The following is a 25,008-nucleotide window of genomic DNA, read 5'->3' as shown; positions in this document are numbered from 1 at the left end:
TCCGGGGAGGTCAGGACTCGCGCAGCGAGCGGCCGGTCTTGGTGAGGAAGACGTCGTCGAGGCTGGGGCGGTGCAGCTCGATGGAGTTGAGCGCGAGGCCGGCGTGGTCGAGCCGGCGCAGAACCTGCGGGATGGCGGTCGCCCCCTCGTCGACGGTCAGCCGCAGGCCGCCGCCGTCGACGGTCTCCAGCTTGGCGACGTACGGCTCGGTGTCGAGCAGTTGAGCGGCCTGCCCTGTGGTGGCGACGTCGAGCCCGACGAGCAGCACCTCGCCGGAGATCTCGCGCTTGAGCCCGGTCGGGGTGCCCTCAGCGACCACCTCGCCGTGGTCCATGATCGCGATGCGGTCGCAGAGCGCGTCGGCCTCGTCGAGGTAGTGCGTGGTGATGAAGACGGTCATCCCCTCGGCGCGCAGCCGGCGGATCTCGTCCCACATGTGGGCGCGGCTCTGCGGGTCGAGGCCGGTGGTCGGCTCGTCGAGGAAGACGATGCGCGGGTCGTGGATGATGCCGAGGGCGATCTCGACGCGGCGACGCTGACCGCCGGAGTAGGTCTTGCACTTGCGGTCGGCGTACTCGGTGAGCTGGAAGGCGGCGAGGGCGCGTTCGGCGCGGCGGCGGGCGTCGGCCTTGCCGATGCCGTACATCCGGGCGTGCAGGACCAGCTCCTCGCGGGCGGTGGAGTCGTCCCAGGTGCTGCCGCCCTGGGCGACGTAGCCGATGCGGCGGCGCACCTCGGCGGGGTCGCGCAGCAGGTCGGCCCCGGCGATGGTGGCCTGGCCGCCGTCGGGGGCGATGAGGGTGGCCAGCATCCGCAGGGTGGTGGTCTTGCCGGCGCCGTTGGGGCCGAGGAAGCCGAAGATCTCCCCCTCGGCGACGTCCAGGTCGACGCCGCGGACGGCGTCGACGGTCTTGTGCTGTCGACCGGCGCGGGAGCGGAACGACTTCCGCAGCCCTCTGGTCTCGATCATCTTCGCTCCTGGTCGTCCTTGGCCGGACGGGGCCGGCCTTTCCCCCGGGGACGCCACGCGACACGGGTGGCCCCGAAACTCCCGGCGAGGCTAACGCGATATAACTTCTATAGTCAACTTTGATTATTCTGCTCGCGCGCCCCTTCCCCGACGTTCCAGTCGTCCCGCCCGGCCAGCCCTTCCGGCAGGTACGGCACGCCGGCCTCGATCCGGTCGGCGACCCGCTCGCACCAGTCCGCCTCGACCTCGCCCCGGGCGATCCACAGCTCGTACGTCCAGCTCACGCCCACCGGCTTGGAGTCGCGGATCCAGGCGGACGCCATCGAGGCGCGCATGCTCTCCACGCCGGCCCGCAGCACCTGCCCCCGACTGCGCAGCGCGGCCGCCGCCTCCGGCCTGGGCAGCGCCGGCAGGAACGCGAACGCCGCCATGAACGGGTCGTTCGTCTGATGATTGCCCCACCACAGGTCGCGCAGCAGGGTCTCGAACTCGTCGACCCCCTTCGGGGTGATCTCGTACGTCGTCCGGGCCGGCCGGACGCCGACCTGCTCGGTGGCGACCTCGCGCAGCAGCCCCTCCTCGCCGAGCTTGCGCAGCGCGTGGTAGATCGAGCCGGGCTGCACGTTGGCCCACTTGTCGGCGCCCCAACTGAGCAGCTCGCGGCGGACGTCGTAGCCGTGCACCGGCTGCATCCACTTGACCAGGCCGAGAATCATCATCCGAGTGGCAGACACCGGAGAAGCGTATTAGGCAAGTTTGACTATCGGCGGCGGGACAGTGCCACATCCCACACTGAGCGATCGTTAGGGCCGCGACCTCGGCCGATAAACTCCCCGTCAGTAACATCCCGGAAGGAGGCACGAGGTGCGCAAGGTACTCATCGCCAACCGAGGCGAGATCGCCGTCCGCGTCATCCGCGCCTGCCGCGACGCCGGCCTGGGCAGCGTCGCCGTCTACGCCGACTCCGACCGGGACGCGCTGCACGCCACCCTGGCCGACGAGGCGTACGCCCTGGGCGGCGACACCGCCGCCGAGACGTACCTGCGGATCGACAAGCTGATCGCCGTCGCCGCGCAGGCCGGGGCCGACGCCGTCCACCCCGGGTACGGCTTCCTCTCCGAGAACGCCGACTTCGCCCAGGCCGTCCTCGACGCGGGCCTGACCTGGATCGGGCCGACCCCGCAGGCGATCCGCGACCTCGGCGACAAGGTCACCGCCCGGCACATCGCCCAGCGGGCCGGCGCGCCCCTGGTCCCCGGCACCCCGGACCCGGTCGCCGGCCACGACGAGGTGACCGCGTTCGCGGTCGAGCACGGCCTGCCGGTGGCCATCAAGGCCGCCTTCGGCGGCGGCGGGCGCGGCCTCAAGGTGGCCCGCACCCTGGAGGAGATCCCGCACCTGTTCGAGTCGGCCACCCGCGAGGCGGTCGCCGCGTTCGGCCGGGGCGAGTGCTTCGTCGAGCGCTACCTCGACCAGCCCCGGCACGTCGAGGCGCAGGTCCTCGCCGACCGGCACGGCAACGTGGTCGTCGTCGGCACCCGGGACTGCTCGCTGCAACGCCGGCACCAGAAGCTCGTCGAGGAGGCCCCCGCGCCGTTCCTCACCGACGCCCAGCGCGCCCAGATCCACGACAGCGCCAAGGCGATCTGCCGGGAGGCCGGCTACCACGGCGCCGGCACGGTGGAATACCTGGTGGGCGCGGACGGCACGATCTCCTTCCTGGAGGTCAACACCCGCCTCCAGGTCGAGCACCCGGTCACCGAGGAGACCGCCGGCATCGACCTCGTGCGTGAGCAGTTCCGCATCGCCGACGGCGAGCGGCTGCGGCTGACCGAGGACCCGACGCCGCGCGGACACGCCATCGAGTTCCGGATCAACGGCGAGGACCCGGGCCGCAACTTCCTGCCCGCCCCCGGCACGGTCACCGCGCTGCGGCTGCCCACCGGGCCCGGCGTCCGGGTGGACACCGGCATCTCCGCCGGCGACGTGATCGGCGGCAACTTCGACTCGCTGCTGGCCAAGGTGATCGTCACCGGCGAGACCCGCACCGAGGCCCTGGAGCGGGCCCGGCGGGCGCTGGACGAGATGGTCGTCGAGGGCATGGCCACCGCGCTGCCGTTCCACCGCCTGGTGGTGCGCGACCCCGCGTTCACGGCCGCGCCGTTCACCGTGCACACCCGGTGGATCGAGACCGAGTTCGACAACACCGTGCCGCCGTTCACCGCCGTCGCCGGCCCCGCCGAGGGCCCGGCCGAGCGGGAGACCGTCGTGGTCGAGGTGGGCGGCAAGCGGCTGGAGGTGACGCTGCCCGCCGGCCTCGGCGCGGGCACGGCCACCGCCGCGCCCGCCGCGCGGAAGCCGGCCCGCCGGGGCGGCGGGGCCAAGGCCGGCGCGGCGGTCGACGGCGACGCGCTCACCTCGCCGATGCAGGGCACGATCGTGAAGATCGCCGTCGCGGACGGCGACACCGTCGCCGAGGGTGACCTGGTCGTCGTGCTGGAGGCGATGAAGATGGAGCAGCCGCTGCACGCGCACAAGGCGGGCACGGTCAGCGGGCTGTCCGCCGAGGTCGGCGCGGTCATCACCGCCGGCTCCCCCATCTGCACGATCGCCTGAGGCGCAAGGAAGGGCCCCCTGTTAACGCATTCTGTATAGGAAGGGGCCCTTCCTAACGCCCTGCGCCGCCGCCAGGCGGCGGCGGGCCGCCCCGTGCGCCGCCGCCGGGAGCCGGCTGGGAGCCGCCCCGGCCGCAGGACGGCGCGTACCGGCCCGGGGGTGTTTTCCGCAACCACCGCGGGCGGCGAAGCCCAGGTCCGGCAATGATGGCCGGGTGCGGTTCCTTCATGGCGCGGTCCCCGCGCACGACCTGACCTACAACGACGTCTTCATGGCGCCGGCCCGATCCGAGGTCGGCTCCCGGCTGGACGTCGACCTGGCCACCTCGGACGGCACGGGCACCACCATCCCCCTGGTGGTGGCGAACATGACGGCGGTGGCCGGCCGGCGGATGGCCGAGACCGTCGCCCGGCGCGGCGCGATCGCGGTGATCCCGCAGGACATCCCGATCGACGTGGTGGCCAACGTGGTCGGCTGGGTCAAGCGGCGACACCTGGTGCACGACACGGCGATCACCCTCGGCCCCACCGACACCGTCGGCGACGCCATCCACCTGCTGCCGAAGCGGTCGCACGGCGCGGTGATGGTGGTCGACGAGACCGGCCGCCCCCTGGGCGTGGTGACGGAGGCGGACACCCTGGGCGTGGACCGGTTCGCCCAGCTCCGGCACGTGATGTCGACCGAGCTGCACACGGTGCCGGCGGACGCGGACCCGCGTACCGGATTCGACCGGCTCTCGGCGGCCCGGCGGCGGCTCGCGCCGGTGGTGGACGGCGACGGCCGCCTCGTCGGGGTGCTGACCCGCAAGGGCGCGCTGCGCGCGACCCTCTACCGGCCGGCGGTGGACGACCGGGGCCGGCTGCGGATCGCGGCGGCCGTCGGCATCAACGGCGACGTCACCGGCAAGGCCGCCGCGCTGCTGGAGGCCGGGGTCGACACCTTGGTGGTGGACACCGCGCACGGGCACCAGGAGCGGATGATGTCCGCGCTGCGGGCGGTGCGCAAGCTCGACCCGGGCGTCCCGGTCGCGGCCGGCAACGTCGTCACCGCCGACGGGGTACGCGACCTCGTCGAGGCCGGTGCCGACATCGTGAAGGTGGGCGTCGGGCCGGGCGCGATGTGCACCACCCGGATGATGACCGGCGTGGGGCGGCCGCAGTTCTCGGCGGTGCTGGACTGCGCGGCGGCGGCGCGGGAGCTGGGCCGGCACGTCTGGGCCGACGGCGGGGTGCGGCACCCGCGCGACGTGGCGCTGGCGCTGGCCGCCGGCGCGTCGAACGTGATGATCGGGTCCTGGTTCGCCGGCACCTACGAGTCCCCCGGCGACCTGTACACCGACGCGGACGGCCGGCGGTACAAGGAGAGCTTCGGGATGGCCTCGTCGCGGGCGGTCAGCGCGCGTACGGCCGAGGACGGCGCGTTCGACCGGGCGCGCAAGGGGATCTTCGAGGAGGGCATCTCGTCGGCCCGGATGTATCTCGACCCGGACCGTCCGGGCGTCGAGGACCTGATCGACGAGATCATCTCCGGGGTACGTAGCGCGTGCACGTACGCGGGTGCGCGCACGCTGGCGGAGTTCGCGGAGCGGGCGCTGGTCGGGGTGCAGAGCACGGCCGGCTACACCGAGGGGATGCCCCTCCCGACGAGCTGGTGAGCCCGCCGAGGTTCCCCGCACGCCAGGTGAATTACTCGCCTGTCTAACTATTATCGGGTGCTAACTTTTACCCATGGAGCACGTTTCGCCCGCATCACCGGCGCGGGCAGTCGTGCCCGGCGCCCAGGCGAGCCCGGCGGACAGCGGGACGACGCGCAATGGGACGACGGGCAACAGGGCCGCGGACAGCGGGACGACGGGCAACGGGGCCGCGGGCAACGGGGCCGCGGGCCGGCCGGCGGCGGACACCGAGACGGTGGCGGCGCTGCGCGACATGCTCCGGATCGCCGGGGACACCCGCGCCGCGCTGGCCCGGCGGCTGGGCATCGGGGCGACCGACGCCGCCGCGATCGAGCATCTCGTCGCCAGCACGGAGCCGCTCGGCCCCGTCGAGCTGGGCAACCGGCTGGGCATCCGGTCGGCGTCGGCGACCAGCCTGGTCGACCGGCTGGTGCAGGCCGGGCACGTGGCGCGGGCGCCGCACCCGCGCGACCGGCGGCGGCTGTGTCTCCAGGTCACCGACCACGCCGCCGAACAGGTGGTCGAGGCGCTGCGGCCGATGCTCGCCGGGGTGGAGCGGGCGGTCGGTCGGCTCTCTCCGGAGCAGGCGGCGGCGACCGCCGCGTTCCTGCGCGAGATGGCCGAGGTGATGCGCGAGTACATCGACGCGACCCCGGCCGAGCCGGCGCAGCGGCGCGCGCCGCGCTGAGCCGGCGTCAGCCGAAGGCGAGGGCGGGGGCGGGGGCGGGGGCGGGGGCGGGGGCGTCAGCCGACAGCCGGGCCGGCGTCAGCCGAAGCCGGGGGCGTCAGTCGTGGCCGGGGGCGTCAGTCGAAGAGGCGGCGGATGACCTTCCGGGCGGCGGCCTCCGGGTCCGGGCCGGTGCGGGGCGGGAGCGCCCCGGCCAGCCAGAGGGTCGCGAATCCGTGCACGATCGACCAGGCGGCGAGGGCGTCCGCCTCCTCGTCCGGGTCGGTGCCGTCGCGCGGGAGGGCGGCCACTCCGGCCCGCAGCGCCGCGCCGGCCCGCTCGCGGGCGGCCGCCACCTCCGGGTCGTCGCGACGGTAGAGCTCGGGGCGGAACATCACCTCGAAGTGGGCGCGGTGCCCGACCGCGAAGCGGACGTACGCGACACCGGCGTCGAGCAGGTCGCCGGCCTCGCGCAGCGCCCCGGCCAGCAGGTCGAAGCCCTCGACGGCGAGCGCGGTGAGCAGCCCCGCCTTGTCGCCGAAGTGGTGGGCGGGGGCGGCGTGCGAGACCCCGGCGCGGCGGGCCAGGTCGCGCAGGCTCAGGGCCGCCGGCCCGGCCTCGGTGATCGCCTCGACGGCGGAGGCGAGCAGGGCGCGACGCAGGTCACCGTGATGGTAGCCACGCTGTCCGGTCATGGCCGAAGCCTAACTTGCCGTTGACAAGATGGCGAGCCGGGCGCAATCTAGTCAGCGACAAGTTGCCCCTGACCGAGGAGGTTCCCATGGCGCCCCTGATCGCCCTCGTCGCCGGATTCACCCTGGCCCGGCTGGCCGGGCTGCTCGGCGTGGACGCCCTGGACGGCTGGCACCCCGCGCTGCGGGTCGGGCTGGCGGCCCTGTTCGCGCTCACCGCGTACGCCCACTTCACCGGCCGCCGGGCCGACCTGATCGCCATGATGCCGCCCCGGCTGCCCCACCCGGGGCTGTTGGTGACCGTCACCGGCGTGCTGGAGCTGGCCGGCGCGGTGGCGCTGCTCGTGCCGGCCACGGCGGGGTGGGCGGCGGCCGGGCTGGGGCTGCTGCTGCTCGCCATGTTCCCGGCCAACGCCTCGGCCGCCCGGCGCGGGCTGACCCTGGCCGGTCGGCCGGTGACCCCGCTTGCGCCTCGCGCGTTGCTCCAGGTGGTCTTCCTCTCCGCCGCCGCCGCCATTTCGTTTGGGGCCTGACTATCAGGGGGCTAACATGAGCGCATGGACCTGATCGGGCTGCGGGACGTGCCGCTGGGCCGGCTGCTGGTGACCGCCGGTCACATCGTCGGCCAGCGGTGGAACCGTTACCTCGCCGAGGAGCACGGTCTGACCCAGGCGGGCATGGCCACCCTGATGACCCTGGCCCAGCACGGCGATCTGCCCCTCCGGGCGGTCGCCGAGGCCGGCTTCATCCGCCCGGCCACCCTCACCGGCATCGTCGACACGCTGGAGCGGGACGGCCTCGTCGAGCGGCAGCGCGACGACACCGACCGGCGCAGCGTGCGGCTCGTCCTGACCCCCGCCGGCCGGGAGCGGGTCGCCGCACTCATCACCCTCATGCAGTCCGGCCGACCGCTGACCTCGGTCGACGCAGACCCGGCGAAGGCGGCCGTGATCCGGCAGTTCCTGCTCGAGGTCATCGGCAGTGGAGAGGAACCACAGATGACGCCCCACGACACGAGACCGGAGACCTCGGCGTGCTGATCCGGCTACTCCGCGCATACCTGCGCCCCTACCATCGGCCACTGGCGGCGGTGCTGGCGTTCCAGTTCGTCGGCACGATGGCCTCGCTCTACCTGCCGAGCCTCAACGCCGACATCATCGACCAGGGCGTGGCCCGGGGAGACACCGGCTACATCATGCGTACGGGCGGCTGGATGCTGCTGGTCAGCCTGGTGCAGATCGCCTGCTCCACCGCCGCCGTCTACCTCGGCGCGCGCACGGCGATGGGCTTCGGCCGGGACGTCCGCGCCGAGCTGTTCGCCCACGTCAACCGGTTCTCCGCCCGCGAGGTGGCCCGCTTCGGCGCGCCCTCGCTGATCACCCGCAACACCAACGACGTGCAGCAGGTGCAGATGCTCGTGCTGATGAGCTGCACCATCCTGGCCGCCGCGCCGATCATGAGCGTCGGCGGGGTGGTGATGGCGCTGCGGGAGGACATCGGGCTGTCCTGGCTGATGCTGGTCAGCGTCCCGGTGCTGGCGGTCGCGCTCGCGCTGATCATCCGGCGGATGGTGCCCGGGTTCCGGCTGATGCAGACCCGCATCGACGCGGTCAACCGCGTGCTGCGCGAGCAGATCACCGGCATCCGGGTGGTCCGGGCGTTCGTCCGGGAGCCCTACGAGACGGAACGCTTCGGCCACGCGAACGCCGACCTCACGGCGACCGCCCTGCGCACCGGCCGGCTGATGGCCCTGATCTTCCCCATCGTGATGCTGGTGCTCAACGTCTCCAGCATCGCCGTGCTCTGGTTCGGCGCGGAACGCGTCGACGCCGGTCAGATCCAGGTCGGTGCGCTCACCGCCTTCCTGCAATACCTCATGCAGATCCTGATGGCCGTCATGATGGCCACCCTCATGCTGATGATGGTCCCCCGCGCCGCGGTCTGCGCCGAGCGGATCGTCGAGGTGCTGGACACCGACTCGACCGTCGTCCCGCCGGCCGCGCCCGTGACCGAGGTGACCGTCCGGGGCGAGCTGGAGCTGCGCGACGTCCGGTTCCAGTATCCGGGGGCGAGCGCGCCGGTGCTGCACGACATCTCGTTCACGGCGCGCGCCGGGCGCACCACGGCCGTCATCGGCAGCACGGGGGCCGGCAAGACGACCCTGCTGACGCTGGTCCCCCGACTGGTCGACGCCACGGCCGGGGCGGTGCTGGTCGACGGGGTGGACGTGCGCGACCTCGCCCCGGACGAGCTGTGGCGGCGGATCGGGCTGGTGCCGCAGCGGCCATACCTGTTCAGCGGCACGATCGCCAGCAACCTGCGGTACGGCAACCCGGATGCCACCGACGCCGAGCTCTGGGCCGCCCTGGAGGTCGCCCAGGCGCGCGACTTCGTCGCCGAGCTGCCCGAGGGGCTGGACGCCCCGATCGCGCAGGGCGGCACCAACGTCTCCGGCGGGCAGCGGCAGCGCCTCGCGATCGCCCGCGCCCTGGTGCGCAAGCCGGAGATCTACCTCTTCGACGACTCGTTCTCGGCGCTCGACCTCGGCACCGACGCCCGGCTGCGGGCGGCGCTGCGGCCGGTCACCAGGGACGCGGCGGTGGTGATCGTGGCCCAGCGGGTCTCCACGATCGTCGACGCCGACCAGATCATCGTGCTCGAGGACGGGGGCATCGTCGGGATGGGCCGGCACGCCGAACTACTGGAGAACTGCCCGACGTACGCGGAGATCGTCGCGTCCCAGCAGACGGCGGGGGTGCCGGCATGACGGCCGTACCGGACCAGCGGCCCGTCGGGGCGGCGAAGGCGGAGCCGGCCACGCCGAAACGGCTGCCCCCCGGCGGCCAGCGCGGCGGCCCGCCGTGGATGGGCGCCGGCATGCCGGCCGAGAAGTCGATGAACTTCGGGCCGTCGGCCCGGCGGCTGCTGCGCCGGTTGCGGCCCCACCGCCTCCAGCTGATCGTCATCGTCACCCTCGCGCTGGTCAGCGTCGGTTTCAGCGTGTACGGCCCGAAGGTGCTCGGCCACGCCACCGACCTGATCTTCAGCGGGGTGATCGGCCGGCAGCTCCCGGCCGGGACCACCGCCGAGCAGGCGGTCGCGGCGGCCCGCGCGGCCGGCAACGACAACTTCGCCGACATGCTGGCCCGGATGGACGTGGTGCCCGGGGTCGGCATCGACTTCACCGCCCTGGGCCGGGTGCTGCTGCTCGCGCTCGCCCTCTACCTGGCGGCCAGCGTGCTCATGTGGTGGCAGGGCTGGCTGCTCAACGGGGTGGTGCAGCGCACGGTGCTGCGGCTGCGCGCCGACGTCGAGGACAAGCTGAACCGGCTGCCGCTGCCGTACTTCGACCGGCAGCCCCGGGGCGAGCTGCTCAGCCGGGTCACCAACGACATCGACAACATCTCGCAGACCCTCCAGCAGACGCTGAGCCAGCTGCTCACCTCGCTGCTGACCGTGGTCGGCGTACTGGCCATGATGTTCTGGATCTCGCCGTTGCTGGCGCTGGTGGCCCTGGTCGCGGTGCCGCTGTCGGTGGTGGTCACCGGCGCGATCGCGAAGCGTTCGCAGCAGCGGTTCATCGCCCAGTGGACGCACACCGGCGAGCTGAACGGCCAGATCGAGGAGGCGTTCACCGGCCACGAGCTGGTGAAGGTGTTCGGCCGGCAGCGCGAGGTGGAGGCCGCCTTCACCGCCAAGAACGACGAGCTGTTCCGGGCCAGCTTCGGCGCCCAGTTCATCTCCGGGATCATCATGCCGGCGATGATGTTCATCGGGAACCTCAGCTACGTCGCGATCGCCGTGGTCGGCGGGCTGCGGGTGGCGTCGGGCACGATAAGCCTCGGCGACGTGCAGGCGTTCATCCAGTATTCGCGGCAGTTCACGCAGCCCCTGGCCCAGGTCGCCTCGATGGCCAACCTGCTGCAGTCCGGGGTCGCCTCCGCCGAGCGGGTGTTCGCGGTGCTCGACGCCGAGGAGCAGAGCCCCGACCCGGCCGTGCCGGCCCGGGTCGCCGACCCGCACGGCCGCGTCGAGTTCGACCGGGTCTCCTTCCGGTACGAGCCGGACAAGCCGCTGATCACCGACCTGTCGCTGGTCGCCGAACCGGGCCACACGGTGGCCATCGTCGGGCCGACCGGGGCCGGCAAGACCACCCTGGTCAACCTGGTCATGCGCTTCTACGAGCTGGACGCCGGCCGGATCACCCTCGACGGGGTCGACATCACCACCCTGCGCCGCGACGACCTGCGCGGCCGGATCGGCATGGTGCTCCAGGACACCTGGCTCTTCGGCGGCACGATCCGCGACAACATCGCGTACGGCCGGCCGGGCGCGAGCGAGGAGGAGATCGTGGCCGCCGCGCGGGCCACGTTCGTGGACCGCTTCGTGCGCAGCCTCCCCGACGGCTACGACACCGTCATCGACTCCGAGGGCAACAACGTCAGCGCGGGCGAGAAGCAGCTCATCACCATCGCGCGGGCGTTCCTGGCCGAGCCGTCGCTGCTGATCCTCGACGAGGCGACCAGCTCGGTGGACACCCGCACGGAGGTGCTGCTCCAGCGGGCCATGGCGGCGCTGCGCTCCGACCGGACCAGCTTCGTCATCGCCCACCGCCTGTCCACCATCCGCGACGCGGACCTGATCCTGATGATGGAGAACGGCCGCATCGTCGAGCAGGGCACCCACGAGCAGCTGCTGGCCGCCAGGGGCGCGTACCACCGGCTCTACCAGGCCCAGTTCAGCCAGCCGGACCCGGTCGCCGTCGGCGAGCCGGGACCCCTGCCCGCCCCGGTCCAGGGCTGAGCGTCGTGACACGGGCGGGCCGCCGGCACGGGACCTGCCGGCGGCCCTGGCGGCCCGGACGTCGGGAACGAGGGCCCGACGTGCGGGGCCGCGCCCCGACAACGGTACGCCGCTCGTCACGGACGCGCCGACCGCCTCCACCCGTACGCCGAGGTTGCCGGCCCGCCGGCCGTGTCGGCGGTCACCACCGGCCGGGGTGGGCTGCGGTGACGCCGGGCATGCCGGCAGGCTTCGGTGCATCCGATCGGCCGGACCCGGCGAGGGGGTTGTCGTGCCTGAGCTGCTGACCAACGTCGCCTCGCCGCTCTGGGCCTACCTGGTCCTGCTCGGGTTGCTGGCGGTCGACGCCTTCGTGCCGGTCGTACCCACGCAGGTCCTGATGATCACCGGCGGCGCGCTGACCGTGTACGGCGGGCTGAGCCTGCCGGTGACCATCGGCGTCGGCGCCCTCGGCGTCTTCGCCGGCGACCTCGCCTGCTATCTGCTGGGCCGGCGCGCGCCGGACCGCCGGCCGGCACCGACCGCCGCGCCCGGCCGGGCCCGCCGGATCGCCGGCCGGGTGACCCGGGGGCTGCGCCGGCCGGGGCCGCTAGTGATCCTGCTCTGCCGCTTCGTGCCCGGCGGCCGGATGGCCGCCTGCTTCGCCGCCGGCCGCAGCCGGTACCCGTACCGGCTGTTCCTCGCGTACGAGGCGCTGGCGGCGGCCGGCTGGGCCACCTACGGGACGCTGATCGGGCACCTCGGCGGCACGGCGCTGACCGAGTCGGCGTGGCAGCTGCTGGTGATCGCCGGGGCGGCGGCGGCCGGCTTCGCGGCGGCCGGGTGGGCGATGACCGCCTTCGCCTCCCGCCGCGCCCGCCCCGAACCCCCGACCGACTGAGCCGTCGAGGGGTGGCAGGGAGCCGGCTCGGCTACTCCAGCTCGTGGAGCATGAGCTGGCGGGCCGCCTCGGTGATCGAGCCCGACAGACTCGGGTAGATCGTGATGGTCTGGGCCAGCTCGTTGACCGTGAGGTTGTTCTCCACCGCCATCGTGATCGGCAGGATCAGCTCACTGGCCTTCGGGGCCACCACCACGCCGCCGATCACCTGGCCACTGGCCGGGCGGCAGAACAGCTTGACGAAGCCGTCGGCGAGGTCGTCCATCTTCGCCCGCGCGTTGCCCGACAGCGGCAGCATCACCTGGCGGGCCGGGGTCCGACCCGCGTCCACCTCGTCCTGGGAGACGCCCACGGTGGCCAGCTCCGGGTCGGTGAAGACGTTCGCGGCGACCGTACGCAGCCGCAGCGGCCGGACCGCCTCACCGAGGGCGTGCCACATCGCGATCCGGCCCTGCATCGCGGCGACGCTGGCCAGCGGCAGCACCCCCGTGCAGTCGCCGGCCGCGTAGATCCCGGGGACGTTGGTGCGCGACACCCGGTCGACGGTGACGTAGCCGCCCCGGGCCAGCTCCACGCCGTATTCGGCGAGGCCGAGGCCGGCGGTGTTGGGGATCGAGCCGACCGCGATGAGCGCGTGCGAGCCCTGCACCAGCCGGCCGTCGGCCAGCTCCACCTCCACCCCGTCGGCGGTGCGCCGCACGCCCTCGGCGCGGGAGTTGTTGAGGATCGTCATGCCCCGGGAACGGAACACCCGCTCGATCGCCATGGCGGCGTCGGCGTCCTCGTGCGGCATCACCCGGTCCCGGCTGGAGACGAGGGTGACCGGGACCCCCATCGCCAGGTACGCGCTGGCGAACTCGGCGCCGGTGACGCCGGAGCCGACCACGATCAGGTGCTCGGGCAGCTCGGGCAGGTCGTACACCTGCCGCCAGGTCAGGATGCGCTCGCCGTCGGGCACGGCCGTGGGGAGCTGGCGCGGGGTGGCCCCGGTGGCGACCAGCACGGTCGACGCGTCGATCGAGTGCTTTCCGGAGCCGTCGGCCGGGGTGACGACGACGCGGTGGGTGTGGCCCAGCATGTCCTCGCCGAGCCGGGCCGTGCCGGCGACGAAGGTGACGCCGGCCTTGACCAGCTTGGCGTGGATGTCGGCGGACTGGGCCAGCGCGAGCCGCTTGACCCGCTCGTGCACGGTCCGCGCGTCGACCGTGACCGCCTCCAGCCCGTCGGAGTGCACCCCGAACTCCTCGGTGTCCCGGTAGCCGGTGACCACCTCCGAGCTGGCGATGAACGTCTTCGAGGGGACGCAGTCGGACAGCACGCACGCGCCGCCGGCCCCCTCGGCCTCCACCACGGTGACATCGGCGTCCAACTGGGCGGCGACCAGAGCCGCCTCGTACCCGGCCGGCCCACCGCCGATGATCACGATCTGGCTCACAGCTGTCGCCCCTCGTCCATGCTCACAGTGACTTTCTTCTCCCCGACACGTCCGACACGCACCGTCGTATTCTCCCCCACCCGTCCGCCGGGCTATCGTCATCGCCGTGCGTCATTACGCCGCCTACGGCTCAAACCTGGATCCCGCCCGGATGCGCGCCTACTGCCCGCACTCCCCGATGGTCGGCGTCGGCTGGCTGGAGGGCTGGCGGCTCACCTTCGCCGGCGAGGGCGTGATCGGCTGGGAGGGCGCGGTCAGCACCGTCGTCGAGTCCCCCGGTGACCGGGTGTTCGTGGCGCTCTACGACATCCACCCATACGACGCCGCCCAGCTCGACGAGATCGAGGGGGTGACCTCCGGGACGTACCGGAAGCTGCACGTCCGGGTCTCCACCCTCGACGGGGACGTGACCGCCTGGGTCTACGTCTTCGACGGCTACGAGGGCGGCCTGCCGACGGCCTGGTACCTGTCGGAGATCGCCAACGCCGCCGAGAAGGCGGGCGCGCCCGACGACTACGTCAGCGAGCTGCGGTCCCGCCCCACCGGCACCGCGTCGGCATAGCGCGTCTCCCACGCCCCCAGTCTGCTCTTCCCCGGATCGGGGCGCACGGCGGCCCGGGGCGGGGTCGCCTGGCCCACACCGGCGGGCCGCCCGTCACGCAACGGCGGGGTTCCTGTCACGCAATGGCGGGGTTCCTGTCACGCAGCGGCGGGGACGTTGCGCTCGTACATGTCGGCCCAGTGCAGCTCCCGCAGCCCCACCGAGTGGTAGAGCGTCGCCGGGGAGGTCGGGTTGGCGAGGTCCACGCCGAGGCCGGCCTGCCGCCGCCCCTTGGCCGCGTAGACCGCGAAGGCCCGCCGCAGCAGCGCGGCCCCCACCCCGCGCCGCCGGTGCGGCGGCAGCACCGACAGGGTGCGCACCCAGCCCATGTCCTGCTCCAGCGCCTGGTCGGACGACTGCAACGCGCCGGCCGGCTCACCGTCGACCTCGGCGACGAACCACTCGTCCCAGGTCCTGGCGTACGCGGGCAGGTGCTCGCGCCACTGGTCGTACCCGACCGGCTCGTAGTCCGGGGTGTCCCGGAACGCCGTGTCGAAGATCCGGTGGAACAGTCGCAGGTCCGCCTCGTCGCCGGCGCGCAGCGGGCGGACCGTCACCCCCGGCGGCAGCGGCGGCTCGGCGGGCAGGTCGGCCAGCTCCCGGCTCATCCGCAGGTACCGCTTCACCCGGGTGAACCCGGCCTCGGCCAGCTCGCCCGCCCACCGGGTCTCCGGCCCGTACGCCGAGACGCGGGCGGTCAGCGCGGGCAGGCCCCGTTCGGCGGCCCGTTCGGCGACCCGGTCCAGCATCCGGGCGAGCAGCGGCGCACGGACCGCCGCGCCGTGCTCCGGGTCGACGAGGACGTCGACGAACTCCCGGCCCACCCCGGTCGGGTTGTCGACCAGCGACCAGGCGACGAGCCGGCCCTGAGGGCCGCTGACCAGCCAGGAGTCGCGCGCCGGGTCGAAGTGGGGTGCCGTGAGCGCGGCCTCGACGTCCTCGGCGTCGAAGTCCGGGTGGCCGATCGAGAAGGTGTCGGCGGCGTGCACGACCGCGAGGATCGCGGGTACGTCGTCGAGGGTGGGGCGGCGCGCCGCCCAGCCGGCGGGAAGAGTCACGGGGCGATCCTGGCAGCCACCCCTGCGCCCGCGCCCCCCATTTTCCTCCCGCCGCTCCCGCTCCCCCTGGTGCGCTCGGCACCTCGCAGCGCCCCGCAGCGCCCCGCAGCGCCGCTCGGCGCGGGGCGGCGTGGTGAGAAGGGGACCCTTCTCTACCTCAGGCGTTAAGAAGGGGCCCTTCCTTGCACCAGGGTGTGCGCGGTGGTCAGCAGGTCGAGCAGTTCGGTGCCCTCGGCCGGGGTGAGGGCCCGGAAGCCGACCGACGTCAGGCGGTCGGTCACCGCGTCGGCCCACAGCCGCCGGCGCACCAGGGGCCCGGCCGGAGGATACGGCGGCGGCCAGCCGCAGGCGAGCGCGCCGGACTCCCCGTCCGGGCCGGACAGCACCGACTCCAGCGGCGTCAGCCCGCCGGCCCGCGACGCCAGCAGGCACGCCCCGATGACGTGTTCCCGGAGCAGCAGCAGCCCGACGGCGGCGCGGGCGGCCGGTGAGTCGGCCGGCGGCGGCGTGGCCCGCCAGGCGGCGAAGAGCGGCATCGCGCTGGCGTCGGCCGCGTCGGCCACCCGGTGCAGCAGGGTCGCCAGCCGGGTCACCCCAGTCATGGCGGCCAGGTGCTCGATGCCCCACCGGCAGCATTCGGCCAGGTACGCCGCCGCCACCTCGGGCGGCCGGAGCACGCGGGCGGCGGCGTCCCACCCGTCGGCGACGGCGTCGGGGGCGACGAAGCCGACGGCGGCGGTCACCGTGGCGACCCGGACGTCGCCGAGCACCCCGGCCCGGCCGGCGATGTGGAAGGCCCAGCCGGGGATGCCGAGCCGGCCGGCCCGGCGCAGGGTGGCCGGGCAGCGGGTGAACGACGCCCCGAGCCCCAGCACCAACGGCTTGCTCGCGGCGGCGACCTGCTCCGGCGTCATCGGGATCAGTCTGCCCCGCCGGGGCCCTCCGCCGCAGCCCCCTCTTCGGCGTCCACCGCCTCGATCGCGCCCTCGACCTCGCCGGTGCGGCGGCGGGCGGCGGTGACGGCCCGCTCCGCCGCCCGGCGGGCCAGCTTCCGTCGGCTCAACTCCTGTTCGGCCTGGGCGCGCCGCCGTTCCAGCTCGGCCAGCGACCGTTCGATGCCGGCCAGTTCCTCGGCGCCGTCGTGCTCGGCCTCCGCCGCGCCGGCCAGCTCCGCCTCGGCCCGCTCCTGGTCGGTACGCGCCCGCGTCAGTTCCCGCTCCAGCGCCCGGCGCTGCCGGGCCCGCTCGGCCCTCGCGGCGCGCTCCGCCTCCCGGGTGGCACGGGCGGCGTCCCGCTCGGCACGGTCGGCCTTCCGGGCGGCACGCTCGGCGCGGTCGTCCTCCCGGGCGGCGCGGCCCGCCTCGCGGGCGGCGTGATCGGCGCGGCCGGCCTTCCGGTCGGCCTGATCGGCGCGGCCGGCGTGCTCGCCACGACCCGTCCTGCGGTCGGCGGCGCGGTGCCCGGGGCCGGCGGGCGGGACGGCGGGTGGTGTCGGCTCCTCGCCGCCGGTGACCAGGCGGAGCTGGGGGCGGGGCACCTCGCCGAAGCCGGCGTAGCTGGCGGCCCGCAACAGCCGGCCGGAGCGCACCTGCTCGGCCACCCCCGCGTCCGAGAGGGCGGCGTTGAGGGTCGCCTCCACCTCGCCCAGCGGCAGCTTCCCGGCCGGCGGGCCGCCCTCGACGTCGGCGGCCAGCCGGCGCGCCTCGGCGACCAGCGCGGCGACCGCCGCCCGCCGCTGGGCGGACAGCTCCCGCAGCCGGGGGCCGCGCAGGTCGCGCTGGGCGGCGCGCAGCGCCTCGGCGAGCTGGGTCAGATCGGCGAGCAGCTCGGGGCGGCGCAGGGCGAGCAGGTTGACCAGCCAGGCGGCCACGGTGGGCCGGCGCAGCCGGGCGATCTCGCGGGCCGTGGCCGGGTCGCCGGAGCGCCGGGCCTCGGCGACGGCCGCGTCGCGGGTGGCGACGAACCCCTCCGGCGGCTCGGTGTAGAGCCGCCGGAGGAGGTCCTGCGGGAGCGGCACGGCTCAGGCGTCGAGCCGGCTGCCCGGCTCGAGGCGCTGGTAGTCGGTGCCGGACAGGGCGGCGTACTGGCGGTCGAGGACGGCGAGCCCGTTGTCGTTGAGCAGCCCGTCGTGCAGGGCGAAGGCCCGGCGCGGGGCGACGGCGCGGATGAAGTCGACGACCTCGGAGAACTTCGACCAGGGGGCGTGGATCGGCGCGAAGAGCGTGTCCACCTGGACGTCCTCGGGTGCCACCAGCGCGTCGCCGGGGTGGTAGACGACGTCGTCGAGCAGGTATCCGAGGTTGTCCACGACCGGGATGTCGGGGTGGATGACGGCGTGCCGGCCGCCGTAGGCGCGTACCGGCACACCCGCGGCCGTGAACGACTGACCGGGCGCGACCGGCTCCAGGGCCTCGGCCGCGTCGCCGAGGACGCCGGCCAGCGAGGCCGGGCCGTGGATGCGCAGCGGCCGGCGGTCGAGCTGCCGGGTGAGGGCCGCGACGTCCACGTGGTCAGGGTGCTCGTGGGTGATCAGCACCGCGTCCGCCCCGTCCAGCGCGCCCGGGTCGCTGAAGACGCCGGGGTCGACGACCAGCACCCCGCCATCATGCTCGACGCGGAGGCAGGAGTGGGCGTACTTGGTGAGCTGCATCGTGACTCCTCGATTGACCTAATCGTGATGTCTCAGAGCGCAGTCTGCCGGAACCGGCCCGGTGCCGCGCCACGTCTGACGTATCGCCCGACGGGGGGCGCAGACGATCGGAGCTGTTGATGGACGGACACGCGAGACGCAGGTTGTGGACCGCGGTGGGGTTGGTGGCGTTGCTGGCGGTCGGCGGGTGCAGCGCCGACGGCGGCAGCGGCGGCGCGCAGGACTCGGCGGCGGTGGCTCCGCAGCAGGGGGCACCGGCCGGCGGGGCGAAGGCGGAGCAGGGGGCCGACGCCGGTGGGGCGCGCTCGGGCGCGGGCGGCGGGTCACCGGACCTGCGGGTCGACCAGCGCTCGATCATCTACACCGGAACCATGCGGGTACGGGTGGACGATGTGGACGCCGCCGCCCGGTCGGCCGTCACGGCGGTCACCGGCATCGGTGGCTTCGTCGGCGGCGACGAGCGCGCCAGCGGGGGGACCGCCAACGCCCGGGCGGAGCTGCAGCTGCGGGTGCCGGCGGAGCGGTTCACCGCCGTGCTGGAGGAGCTGGCGCGGCTCGGCCGGCAGGAGCAGCGGGCGATCCGCACGGAGGACGTGACCGAGGAGACCGTCGACCTCGACGCGCGGATCGCCACCCAGCGGGCCCGGGTCGAGAGCGGTCGCAAGCTGCTGGCGCGGGCCACCTCGATCGGCGACCTGGTGACGCTGGAGAGCGAGGTGGCCCGCCGGGAGGCCGACCTCGCCTCGCTGGAGGCGAAGAAGCGCCGCCTGGCCGACCTGACGGCGCTCTCCACCATCACCCTCACCCTGGTCGGGCCGGAGGCGGACGTCCGGGACCCGGAGCCCGACACCGGCTTCCTGGTCGGTCTGCGCGGCGGCTGGACGGCGTTCGTCGCCTCGCTGGGCGTGCTGCTCACGGTGCTCGGGGCGCTGCTGCCGTTCGCGGTGGCCATCGGCGTGCCGGTGGCCGTGCTGGTGACGGTGCTGAGCCGGCGCCGGCGCCGGGCGCCGGCGCCGGTCGTCAGCGCGCCGCCGCCAGTGCCCGCAGCGCGGTCTGCACCATGACCCGGACGCCGACCGCGATGGCCCGCTCGTCGACGTCGAACGAGGCCCGGTGCAGGTCGACGTTCGGGCCGGACCGGCCGACGCCGAGCCGGGCCAGCGCGCCGGGGACGTGCTCCAGATACCAGCTGAAGTCCTCGCCGCCCATGCTCTGCGGGGTCTCGGCGACCCCGTCCGGGCCGAGCGCGGCGTGGGTCGCCGCCGTCAGCACCTGGATCGCCCTGGCGTCGTTGGTGACCGGGGGCCGGCCGCGCAGGTATTCCAGGTCGACGGTGGCGCCGGTGGGGGCGATGACGTCCCGCACCACCTGAGCGACGATCTTGGGGGCCTCGTCCCAGGTGTTGCGGTCCATCACCCGCAGGGTGCCGGACGCGGTCGCCTCGGACGGGATCACGTTGTACCGGGTGCCGGCCGAGGCGTGGCCGAACACCAGCAGCAGCCCGCTGTTGGCCGGCACCCGGCGGCTGACCAGGGCGGGCACCTCGGTGACCAGCCGGCCGAGCGCGTCGACCAGGTCGACGGTCAGGTGCGGGCGGGCGGTGTGCCCGCCCGGTCCGGTGAGCCGCACGGTGACGTTGTCGGCGGCGGCGGTGATCGGGCCGACCCGCAGGCCGACCTTGCCGACGGGCTGGCTGGGGTCGCAGTGCAGCGCGAAGATCTGCACGACGTCGTCGAGGCCGCCGGCCTCGATGACCTCCAGCGAGCCGCAGGGCAGGATCTCCTCCGCCGGCTGGAAGATCAGCCGGACCCGGCCGTCCAGTTCGCCGAGGTCGGCGAGCTGGGCCAGCAGCATGCCGACGCCGAGCAGCACGGTGGTGTGCACGTCGTGGCCGCAGGCGTGGCAGACGTCGTCCTTCGTGGACCGGTAGGGCACGTCCTTGACGTCGGTCAGCGGCAGCGCGTCGATGTCGGCGCGCAGCGCGACCACCGGGCCGTCGGGGCGGCCGTCGATGTCGCAGATGACCCCGTTGCCCTTCGGCAGCAGGCGGGGCCGCAGCCCGGCGAGGGACAGCTCGCGGGCGATCAGGGCCGCTGTCTCGAACTCCTCGCCGGAGAGCTCCGGGTGGGAGTGGATGTGCCGGCGGGTGGCGATGAGGCCGGGCACCCGGAGGGCGAGCAGATGGTCGAGCTCGAAGGGCAAAGGCTGCGACCCGGACGGCGACTCCGGCCAGGCCGACGACGCCAGGTGGCTGCCGTTCGGCAGCGTCAACGCACTCGTCACGTCGAAATCTCGATCACTAGGAATGGATGGATCTTCGGGGATGACAGCCGCCAGCCTAGACCTTCGACGGTGACTCTGTGCAACATCATTCCCGTAGTGATCGGACCGCGCAGCGTCACGAAAGCCCTGGTGGGAGGGCTCCATAATCTGCGGGACAGCAGGTAGATCGCGGTTGAACGCCGTCATCTGCCCCACACCTCCTACAACCCGTAACCGACTCGGCGGTCACGAAATCACCCTCGATCCGGGGCCGTCGCTACCGAATTGTCGCATTAGTCGCTTCGGCTAACCGCCGCTCAGACAATTAACCGACCGCACTCGGCGGCCGGACGACTCCCGACGGTGACACGACGGGTCGGCATGCTCCCGCACACGCTGTCCGTCCCGTTCACCCGGACGGGTTACCCACTGCCCCGGGTGGCACACACCGGGCCGCCCCGGCTGGGCTCACACCGGCGACCCTAGCCCCGCCCGGTTACGCTTCGCGACCCCTCAACCGACGGATCAGGGGTGGGTCAGAACCTGTCGCTGGGGCGGTACGTGCCCCAGACCTGGCGCAGGGTGCCGCAGACCTCGCCGACCGTGGCCCGGGACCGCAGCGCCTCCTTCATCGGGTGCAGCACGTTCGCCGTACCCTCGGCGGCGGCGCGCAGCTCGCCCAGCGCCCGCTCGACGGCGGCGTTGTCCCGCTCGACCCGCAGCTTCGCCAGCCGCTCGGCCTGGGCCGCCTCGATCGTCGGGTCCACCCGCAGCGGCTCGTACGGCTCGTCGGCGTCGACCGTGAACCGGTTGAGGCCCACCACGACCCGCTCGCCCGAGTCGATCTCCTGGGCCATCTGGTACGCCGACTGCTCGATCTCCCGCTTCTGGAAGCCCGCCTCGATGGCGTCGACCACCGAACCGTGGTCGGCCACCCGCTCCATCAGCTCCACCACCGCCGCCTCGATCTCGGCGGTCATCGCCTCCACCACGTACGACCCGGCGAACGGGTCGACGGTGGCGGTCAGGTCCGTCTCGTACGCGAGGACCTGCTGGGTGCGCAGCGCCAGCCGGGCGGCCTTCTCGGTGGGCAGCGCGATGGCCTCGTCGAAGCTGTTCGTGTGCAGCGACTGGGTGCCACCGAGCACCGCGCCCAGCCCCTGGATCGCCACCCGGACCAGGTTCACCTCGGGCTGCTGGGCGGTGAGCTGCACGCCCGCCGTCTGGGTGTGGAAGCGCAGCATCATCGACTTCGGGTTCTTCGCGCCGAACTCGTCGCGCATGAGCCGGGCCCAGATCCGTCGGGCGGCGCGGAACTTCGCGACCTCCTCCAGCAGGGTGGTGCGGGCGACGAAGAAGAACGACAGCCGGGGCGCGAAGTCGTCCACGGCCAGCCCGGCGGCGAGCGCCGCCCGGACGTACTCGACGCCGTTGGCCAGGGTGAACGCGATCTCCTGCGCGGGCGTCGCGCCGGCCTCGGCCATGTGGTAGCCGGAGATGGAGATCGTGTTCCACTTCGGCACCTCCGCCCGGCAGTAGGCGAACGTGTCGGCGACCAGCCGCAGCGACGGCTTCGGCGGGAAGATGTACGTCCCCCGGGCGATGTACTCCTTCAGGATGTCGTTCTGGATGGTGCCGTTGAGCGCCGCGCCCGGCACCCCGGCCTCCTCGGCGACGAGCTGGTAGAGCAGGAGCAGCACCGACCCGGGCGCGTTGATCGTCATCGAGGTGGAGACCTTGTCCAGCGGGATGCCGTCGAACAGCAGCCGCATGTCCTCGATCGAGTCGATCGCGACGCCGACCTTGCCGACCTCGCCGTGGGCGATCGGGTCGTCCGAGTCGTACCCCATCTGGGTGGGCAGGTCGAACGCGACGGACAGGCCCATGGTGCCGGCGCGCAGGAGCTGGTGGTAGCGCGCGTTGCTCTCGGTGGCGGTGCCGAAGCCGGCGTACTGTCGCATCGTCCACGGTCGGGAGGTGTACATGGTGGAGTAGACCCCACGGGTGTACGGGAACTCCCCCGGCCCGCCCAGCCGGTCGGGCAGGTCTTCTGGCAGGTCCGCCTGGGTGTAGACACCCTTGATCGGGAAGCCGGACTCGCTCGACCGCGGTTCGCTCATCCCCGGATGGTAGGACGTGCCGCCGCGCCGGAGGGTGAGGGATTCCGCACACCGGACCCCTGTCTTTCCCGGCGCCCCCGAGGGTGAACACCTGGCCACGTAGGGTCCGGTTCGGTAAACGTCCGTCGCGTCGGGTTTCGCATCGGGCGTCGGAACCAGCAAGATAGGGGTGTTGTGTCCCAGCCCCCTCGATTTCCCCCGGTGGCTTTTCTGTGACTCAGATCCCGACGTGGAGCGGCGGACCAGTCAGCCCACCCCACGGACGTGCGGCAGCCGGCACCACCATCGGTGACCGATACTCCCTCCGGTCCGCGGTGGGCAACGGCGGCATGGGCACGGTCTGGCGTGCCACAGACACCCTGTTGCGGCGCGACGTGGCGGTGAAGGAGGTCGTCCTCCCGCCGGGCCTGGCCCCGAGCGACCGCGACGCCATGTACGAACGCACGCTGCGCGAGGCCCGCGCGGCGGCGGCCATCCAGCACCCGGCCGTCGTCCAGGTGTACGACGTGGTCACCGAGGGTGGCCGCCCCTGGATCGTGATGGAGCTGCTGGACGCCCGCAGCCTCGCCGACATGGTGATCGAGGACGGGCCCGTGGCCCCCCGCGCGGTCGCCAAGATCGGCATCGCCCTGCTCGGCGCGCTGGAGGTGGCCCACGCGATCGGGGTGCTGCACCGCGACGTCAAGCCGGCCAACGTGCTGATCTGCACCGACGGCCGGTGCGTGCTCACCGACTTCGGCGTGGCCAAGCTCCCCACCGACGTGCAGCTCACCACGCCGGGGATGGTGCTCGGCTCGCCGCACTTCATCTCGCCCGAGCGGGCCATGGGTCAGGATTTCGGCCCGCCGAGCGACCTGTTCTCCCTCGGCGTGACCCTCTACACGGCGGTGGAGGGCCGGCCCCCGTTCGACAAGGGCGACCCGATCGAGACCATGCACGCCGTGGTCGAGGACCCGCCGGCCACACCGCAGCGCAGCGGCCCGCTGACCCGGGTGCTGATGGGGCTGCTGGAGAAGGACCCGGCCCGCCGCCTCGACGTGCACACCGCCCGCGCGATGCTGCGCGAGCTGCTCGCCGGCCCGCTGACCAGCACCGCCACCGCCGTCAACTCGGTCACCGACCCGTACGCGGTGGTGCCGGTCAAGCCGCGCCCGCCCGTCGTCACGCCGCCGCCCGCCGAGGAGCCGAAGCCCAGCGGGCAGATCGGCGGCCGGGCGATGCTCGCCCCCGGCGAGTCGCTGACCGACCGGCTGGCCGCGCTGCGCCGGGGCGAGAAGGGCAAGAACAAGAAGAAGACCGCCGCCGCCGCGAGCGCCGCCGCGCTGGACGACACCAGCGCCGACGCGCTCGCCGGCCCGCTGCACACCCCCACCGGTGCGATGCCCGCGCCGCCCCCGCCGCCGGCCGGCCGCACGTACGGCGGCCCGCCTGCGGCGACCCAGCGGGTCGACGCGGACGCCGCGCCGGAGGCCACCCAGCGGATGACGTACGGCGGCTCGTCCGACGCCACCCAGCGCGTGCCCCAGGACGGCGGCTCGCCCGACGCCACGCAACGGGTCTCCGGCCTCGGCGCCTCGCCCGACGCGACGCAACGGGTCTCCGGCTTCGGCGGGGGTGCGGCCGACGCGACGCAGCAGGTGCCCGGCTTCCGCGGCGGCTCGCCGGACGCCACCCAGCAGGTGCCGTTCGGGCCCCGACCGGACGCGACGCAGCGGGTCACCTACGGCAGCCAGCCCGACGCCACCCAGCCGGTCCCCGGCTTCGGCGGCTCCCCCGACGCCACCCAGCGCGTCGGCGGCGGCGCGTACGGCGGCGGCCAGTGGTCGGTGCCCGGCACCGGCCAGCCGTGGACCGCCCCGGCCGCCGGCGCGCCCGCCCCGGCCACCGGCGGCGGAGCAGCCGGCCGCCTCGTCGCCACCGTCAAGGGCTGGCCGCGCAGGACGCAGCTCGCCGCGGCCGGCGGCCTCGCCGTGCTGCTGCTGGTCGCCGTGTTCGCCTTCACCGGTGGCGACGACCCGGAGTCGCCGGCCACCCCGCAGGGGCAGCCGAGCGCGGGTGCGCCTGCCGGTCCCGGGGTGGAGATGCAGGAGCAGTCGGCCAAGGGCGTCACCGTGCAGGTGCCGAAGGGCTGGGAGCGCCGCAGCGCCGACGGGGCCGTGTGGGTCGACTACGTCGACCCGGAGGACAACGGCCGCAAGGTGCGCATCCTCTCCGAACGGTGGAGCACCTCGTCGATGCGCTGGGCCGAGTCCGCCGCGAACGGCCTGCGCAGCCGGTCGGCCTCCTGCCAGAAGCCGTACAACCAGGTGTCGATGACCGAGCAGGAGCTCGACGGCAAGGCGGCGGCGGAGTTCGAATACACGTGCGGCGAGGGCGACAGCAAGCGGCACGGGGTGTGGCGCGGGGTGGTGCACGAGGGCAAGGTCTACTCGTTCTACCTCTCCTCGACCGACGCCCGGTTCGCCGAGAGCAAGCCGATCTTCGACCAGATGGTGGCCTCGTTCAAGCTCGGCGGCGGCAGCAACTGACCCCGACGGGGCGACCCGACGCCGGCCGGGCCCGGGCCGACGCGACACCGG

General features: G+C 73.9%; 21 protein-coding genes. 11 read left to right on the top strand and 10 right to left on the bottom strand.

Features of this window, described 5'->3' with window-relative positions; all coding sequences use genetic code 11:
• Window positions 1–10: 10 nt before the first annotated feature.
• Both GA0070558_RS13020 and GA0070558_RS13015 read right to left on the bottom strand, forming a co-directional pair.
• Window positions 11–970, bottom strand: a complete 960-nt coding sequence (locus tag GA0070558_RS13020) for an ATP-binding cassette domain-containing protein (protein WP_077936124.1) — start codon at window positions 968–970, stop codon at window positions 11–13.
• A 113-nt stretch (window positions 971–1,083) separates the two neighbouring features.
• Window positions 1,084–1,689: a PadR family transcriptional regulator gene (locus GA0070558_RS13015; RefSeq protein WP_091279099.1), complete on the bottom strand. Its 606-nt coding sequence runs from the start codon at window positions 1,687–1,689 to the stop codon at window positions 1,084–1,086.
• Between the two features lie 145 nt (window positions 1,690–1,834).
• Here GA0070558_RS13015 and GA0070558_RS13010 point away from each other — a divergent pair, with 145 nt between their 5' ends.
• The 3 genes from GA0070558_RS13010 (at window position 1,835) to GA0070558_RS13000 (ending at window position 5,949) form a co-directional block, all read left to right on the top strand.
• Window positions 1,835–3,586, top strand: coding sequence for an acetyl/propionyl/methylcrotonyl-CoA carboxylase subunit alpha (locus GA0070558_RS13010; RefSeq protein WP_091279096.1), 1,752 nt, complete (start codon window positions 1,835–1,837; stop codon window positions 3,584–3,586).
• A 214-nt stretch (window positions 3,587–3,800) separates the two neighbouring features.
• Window positions 3,801–5,240 (top strand): GuaB1 family IMP dehydrogenase-related protein, encoded by a 1,440-nt coding sequence (locus GA0070558_RS13005; RefSeq protein ID WP_091279092.1) that lies wholly within the window; start codon window positions 3,801–3,803, stop codon window positions 5,238–5,240.
• Between the two features lie 274 nt (window positions 5,241–5,514).
• Complete coding sequence (locus GA0070558_RS13000) at window positions 5,515–5,949, top strand: MarR family winged helix-turn-helix transcriptional regulator (protein ID WP_091279339.1); 435 nt, start codon at window positions 5,515–5,517, stop codon at window positions 5,947–5,949.
• 116 nt (window positions 5,950–6,065) lie between these two features.
• Here the strand turns inward: GA0070558_RS13000 and GA0070558_RS12995 are convergent, their stop codons facing one another.
• A complete protein-coding gene (locus GA0070558_RS12995) occupies window positions 6,066–6,623 on the bottom strand; it encodes a TetR/AcrR family transcriptional regulator (RefSeq protein ID WP_091279089.1) in 558 nt (185 codons plus the stop codon).
• 86 nt (window positions 6,624–6,709) lie between these two features.
• On the opposite strand from GA0070558_RS12995, the gene GA0070558_RS12990 reads away from it, so the two are divergent.
• From GA0070558_RS12990 to GA0070558_RS12970, 5 genes are all read left to right on the top strand, one after another.
• Complete coding sequence (locus GA0070558_RS12990; protein WP_091279086.1) at window positions 6,710–7,153, top strand: DoxX family protein; 444 nt, start codon at window positions 6,710–6,712, stop codon at window positions 7,151–7,153.
• Window positions 7,154–7,177: 24 nt separating this feature from the next.
• The gene (locus GA0070558_RS12985; RefSeq protein ID WP_091279083.1) at window positions 7,178–7,660 is read left to right on the top strand and encodes a MarR family winged helix-turn-helix transcriptional regulator; all 483 of its coding nucleotides are present in this window, start codon (window positions 7,178–7,180) and stop codon (window positions 7,658–7,660) included.
• On the top strand, window positions 7,654–9,387 hold the full coding sequence (locus GA0070558_RS12980) for an ABC transporter ATP-binding protein (RefSeq protein WP_091279079.1): 1,734 nt from the start codon (window positions 7,654–7,656) through the stop codon (window positions 9,385–9,387). The genes GA0070558_RS12985 and GA0070558_RS12980 overlap by 7 nt, the downstream gene beginning before the upstream one ends.
• A complete protein-coding gene (locus GA0070558_RS12975; RefSeq protein ID WP_091279075.1) occupies window positions 9,384–11,423 on the top strand; it encodes an ABC transporter ATP-binding protein in 2,040 nt (679 codons plus the stop codon). Before GA0070558_RS12980 ends, GA0070558_RS12975 begins: the two co-directional genes overlap by 4 nt.
• A gap of 271 nt (window positions 11,424–11,694) precedes the next feature.
• Window positions 11,695–12,303 (top strand): DedA family protein, encoded by a 609-nt coding sequence (locus GA0070558_RS12970; RefSeq protein WP_091279072.1) that lies wholly within the window; start codon window positions 11,695–11,697, stop codon window positions 12,301–12,303.
• A gap of 31 nt (window positions 12,304–12,334) precedes the next feature.
• Here the strand turns inward: GA0070558_RS12970 and GA0070558_RS12965 are convergent, their stop codons facing one another.
• Window positions 12,335–13,738, bottom strand: a complete 1,404-nt coding sequence (locus tag GA0070558_RS12965) for an NAD(P)H-quinone dehydrogenase (protein ID WP_077936113.1) — start codon at window positions 13,736–13,738, stop codon at window positions 12,335–12,337.
• Between the two features lie 106 nt (window positions 13,739–13,844).
• Between GA0070558_RS12965 and GA0070558_RS12960 the strand changes: the two genes are divergently transcribed.
• A complete protein-coding gene (locus tag GA0070558_RS12960; RefSeq protein WP_043961858.1) occupies window positions 13,845–14,300 on the top strand; it encodes a gamma-glutamylcyclotransferase in 456 nt (151 codons plus the stop codon).
• 137 nt (window positions 14,301–14,437) lie between these two features.
• Here the strand turns inward: GA0070558_RS12960 and GA0070558_RS12955 are convergent, their stop codons facing one another.
• From GA0070558_RS12955 to GA0070558_RS12940, 4 genes are all read right to left on the bottom strand, one after another.
• Window positions 14,438–15,397: a GNAT family N-acetyltransferase gene (locus GA0070558_RS12955; RefSeq protein ID WP_091279069.1), complete on the bottom strand. Its 960-nt coding sequence runs from the start codon at window positions 15,395–15,397 to the stop codon at window positions 14,438–14,440.
• A 164-nt stretch (window positions 15,398–15,561) separates the two neighbouring features.
• Window positions 15,562–16,311 carry an SCO6745 family protein gene (locus GA0070558_RS12950; protein ID WP_091279065.1) on the bottom strand — a complete coding sequence of 250 codons (750 nt, stop codon included), beginning with the start codon at window positions 16,309–16,311 and terminating at the stop codon, window positions 15,562–15,564.
• Between the two features lie 5 nt (window positions 16,312–16,316).
• Window positions 16,317–17,414 carry a hypothetical protein gene (locus tag GA0070558_RS12945; RefSeq protein ID WP_091279060.1) on the bottom strand — a complete coding sequence of 366 codons (1,098 nt, stop codon included), beginning with the start codon at window positions 17,412–17,414 and terminating at the stop codon, window positions 16,317–16,319.
• 3 nt (window positions 17,415–17,417) lie between these two features.
• Window positions 17,418–18,047, bottom strand: coding sequence for an MBL fold metallo-hydrolase (locus GA0070558_RS12940; RefSeq protein WP_077936108.1), 630 nt, complete (start codon window positions 18,045–18,047; stop codon window positions 17,418–17,420).
• A gap of 119 nt (window positions 18,048–18,166) precedes the next feature.
• On the opposite strand from GA0070558_RS12940, the gene GA0070558_RS12935 reads away from it, so the two are divergent.
• Window positions 18,167–19,111, top strand: coding sequence for a DUF4349 domain-containing protein (locus GA0070558_RS12935; RefSeq protein ID WP_091279057.1), 945 nt, complete (start codon window positions 18,167–18,169; stop codon window positions 19,109–19,111).
• Here the strand turns inward: GA0070558_RS12935 and GA0070558_RS12930 are convergent.
• Window positions 19,068–20,330: an amidohydrolase gene (locus GA0070558_RS12930; RefSeq protein ID WP_091279054.1), complete on the bottom strand. Its 1,263-nt coding sequence runs from the start codon at window positions 20,328–20,330 to the stop codon at window positions 19,068–19,070. The two genes, GA0070558_RS12935 and GA0070558_RS12930, sit on opposite strands and share 44 nt — an antisense overlap.
• Window positions 20,331–20,845: 515 nt before the next feature.
• Complete coding sequence (locus tag GA0070558_RS12925) at window positions 20,846–22,429, bottom strand: acyl-CoA mutase large subunit family protein (RefSeq protein WP_091279051.1); 1,584 nt, start codon at window positions 22,427–22,429, stop codon at window positions 20,846–20,848.
• 212 nt (window positions 22,430–22,641) lie between these two features.
• Between GA0070558_RS12925 and GA0070558_RS12920 the strand changes: the two genes are divergently transcribed.
• Complete coding sequence (locus GA0070558_RS12920) at window positions 22,642–24,957, top strand: serine/threonine-protein kinase (RefSeq protein ID WP_256091909.1); 2,316 nt, start codon at window positions 22,642–22,644, stop codon at window positions 24,955–24,957.
• Window positions 24,958–25,008 lie beyond the last annotated feature (51 nt).

Source organism: Micromonospora haikouensis, from assembly GCF_900091595.1.
Lineage (GTDB): Bacteria > Actinomycetota > Actinomycetes > Mycobacteriales > Micromonosporaceae > Micromonospora > Micromonospora haikouensis.
Note: the sequence above shows the minus strand (reverse complement) of the source record. Positions and strands in the feature narration are given on the sequence as shown.

What these genes read in the sequence shown, in the direction of transcription:
- GA0070558_RS13020 (WP_077936124.1), bottom strand. Translation starts at nt 970, where the DNA reads ATGATCGAGACCAGAGGGCTGCGGAAGTCGTTCCGCTCCCGCGCCGGT.
- GA0070558_RS13015 (WP_091279099.1), bottom strand. Translation starts at nt 1,689, where the DNA reads ATGATGATTCTCGGCCTGGTCAAGTGGATGCAGCCGGTGCACGGCTAC.
- GA0070558_RS12925 (WP_091279051.1), bottom strand. Translation starts at nt 22,429, where the DNA reads ATGAGCGAACCGCGGTCGAGCGAGTCCGGCTTCCCGATCAAGGGTGTC.
- GA0070558_RS12975 (WP_091279075.1), top strand. Translation starts at nt 9,384, where the DNA reads ATGACGGCCGTACCGGACCAGCGGCCCGTCGGGGCGGCGAAGGCGGAG.
- GA0070558_RS13000 (WP_091279339.1), top strand. Translation starts at nt 5,515, where the DNA reads ATGCTCCGGATCGCCGGGGACACCCGCGCCGCGCTGGCCCGGCGGCTG.
- GA0070558_RS12995 (WP_091279089.1), bottom strand. Translation starts at nt 6,623, where the DNA reads ATGACCGGACAGCGTGGCTACCATCACGGTGACCTGCGTCGCGCCCTG.
- GA0070558_RS12935 (WP_091279057.1), top strand. Translation starts at nt 18,167, where the DNA reads ATGGACGGACACGCGAGACGCAGGTTGTGGACCGCGGTGGGGTTGGTG.
- GA0070558_RS12990 (WP_091279086.1), top strand. Translation starts at nt 6,710, where the DNA reads ATGGCGCCCCTGATCGCCCTCGTCGCCGGATTCACCCTGGCCCGGCTG.
- GA0070558_RS12985 (WP_091279083.1), top strand. Translation starts at nt 7,178, where the DNA reads ATGGACCTGATCGGGCTGCGGGACGTGCCGCTGGGCCGGCTGCTGGTG.
- GA0070558_RS12940 (WP_077936108.1), bottom strand. Translation starts at nt 18,047, where the DNA reads ATGCAGCTCACCAAGTACGCCCACTCCTGCCTCCGCGTCGAGCATGAT.
- GA0070558_RS12950 (WP_091279065.1), bottom strand. Translation starts at nt 16,311, where the DNA reads ATGACGCCGGAGCAGGTCGCCGCCGCGAGCAAGCCGTTGGTGCTGGGG.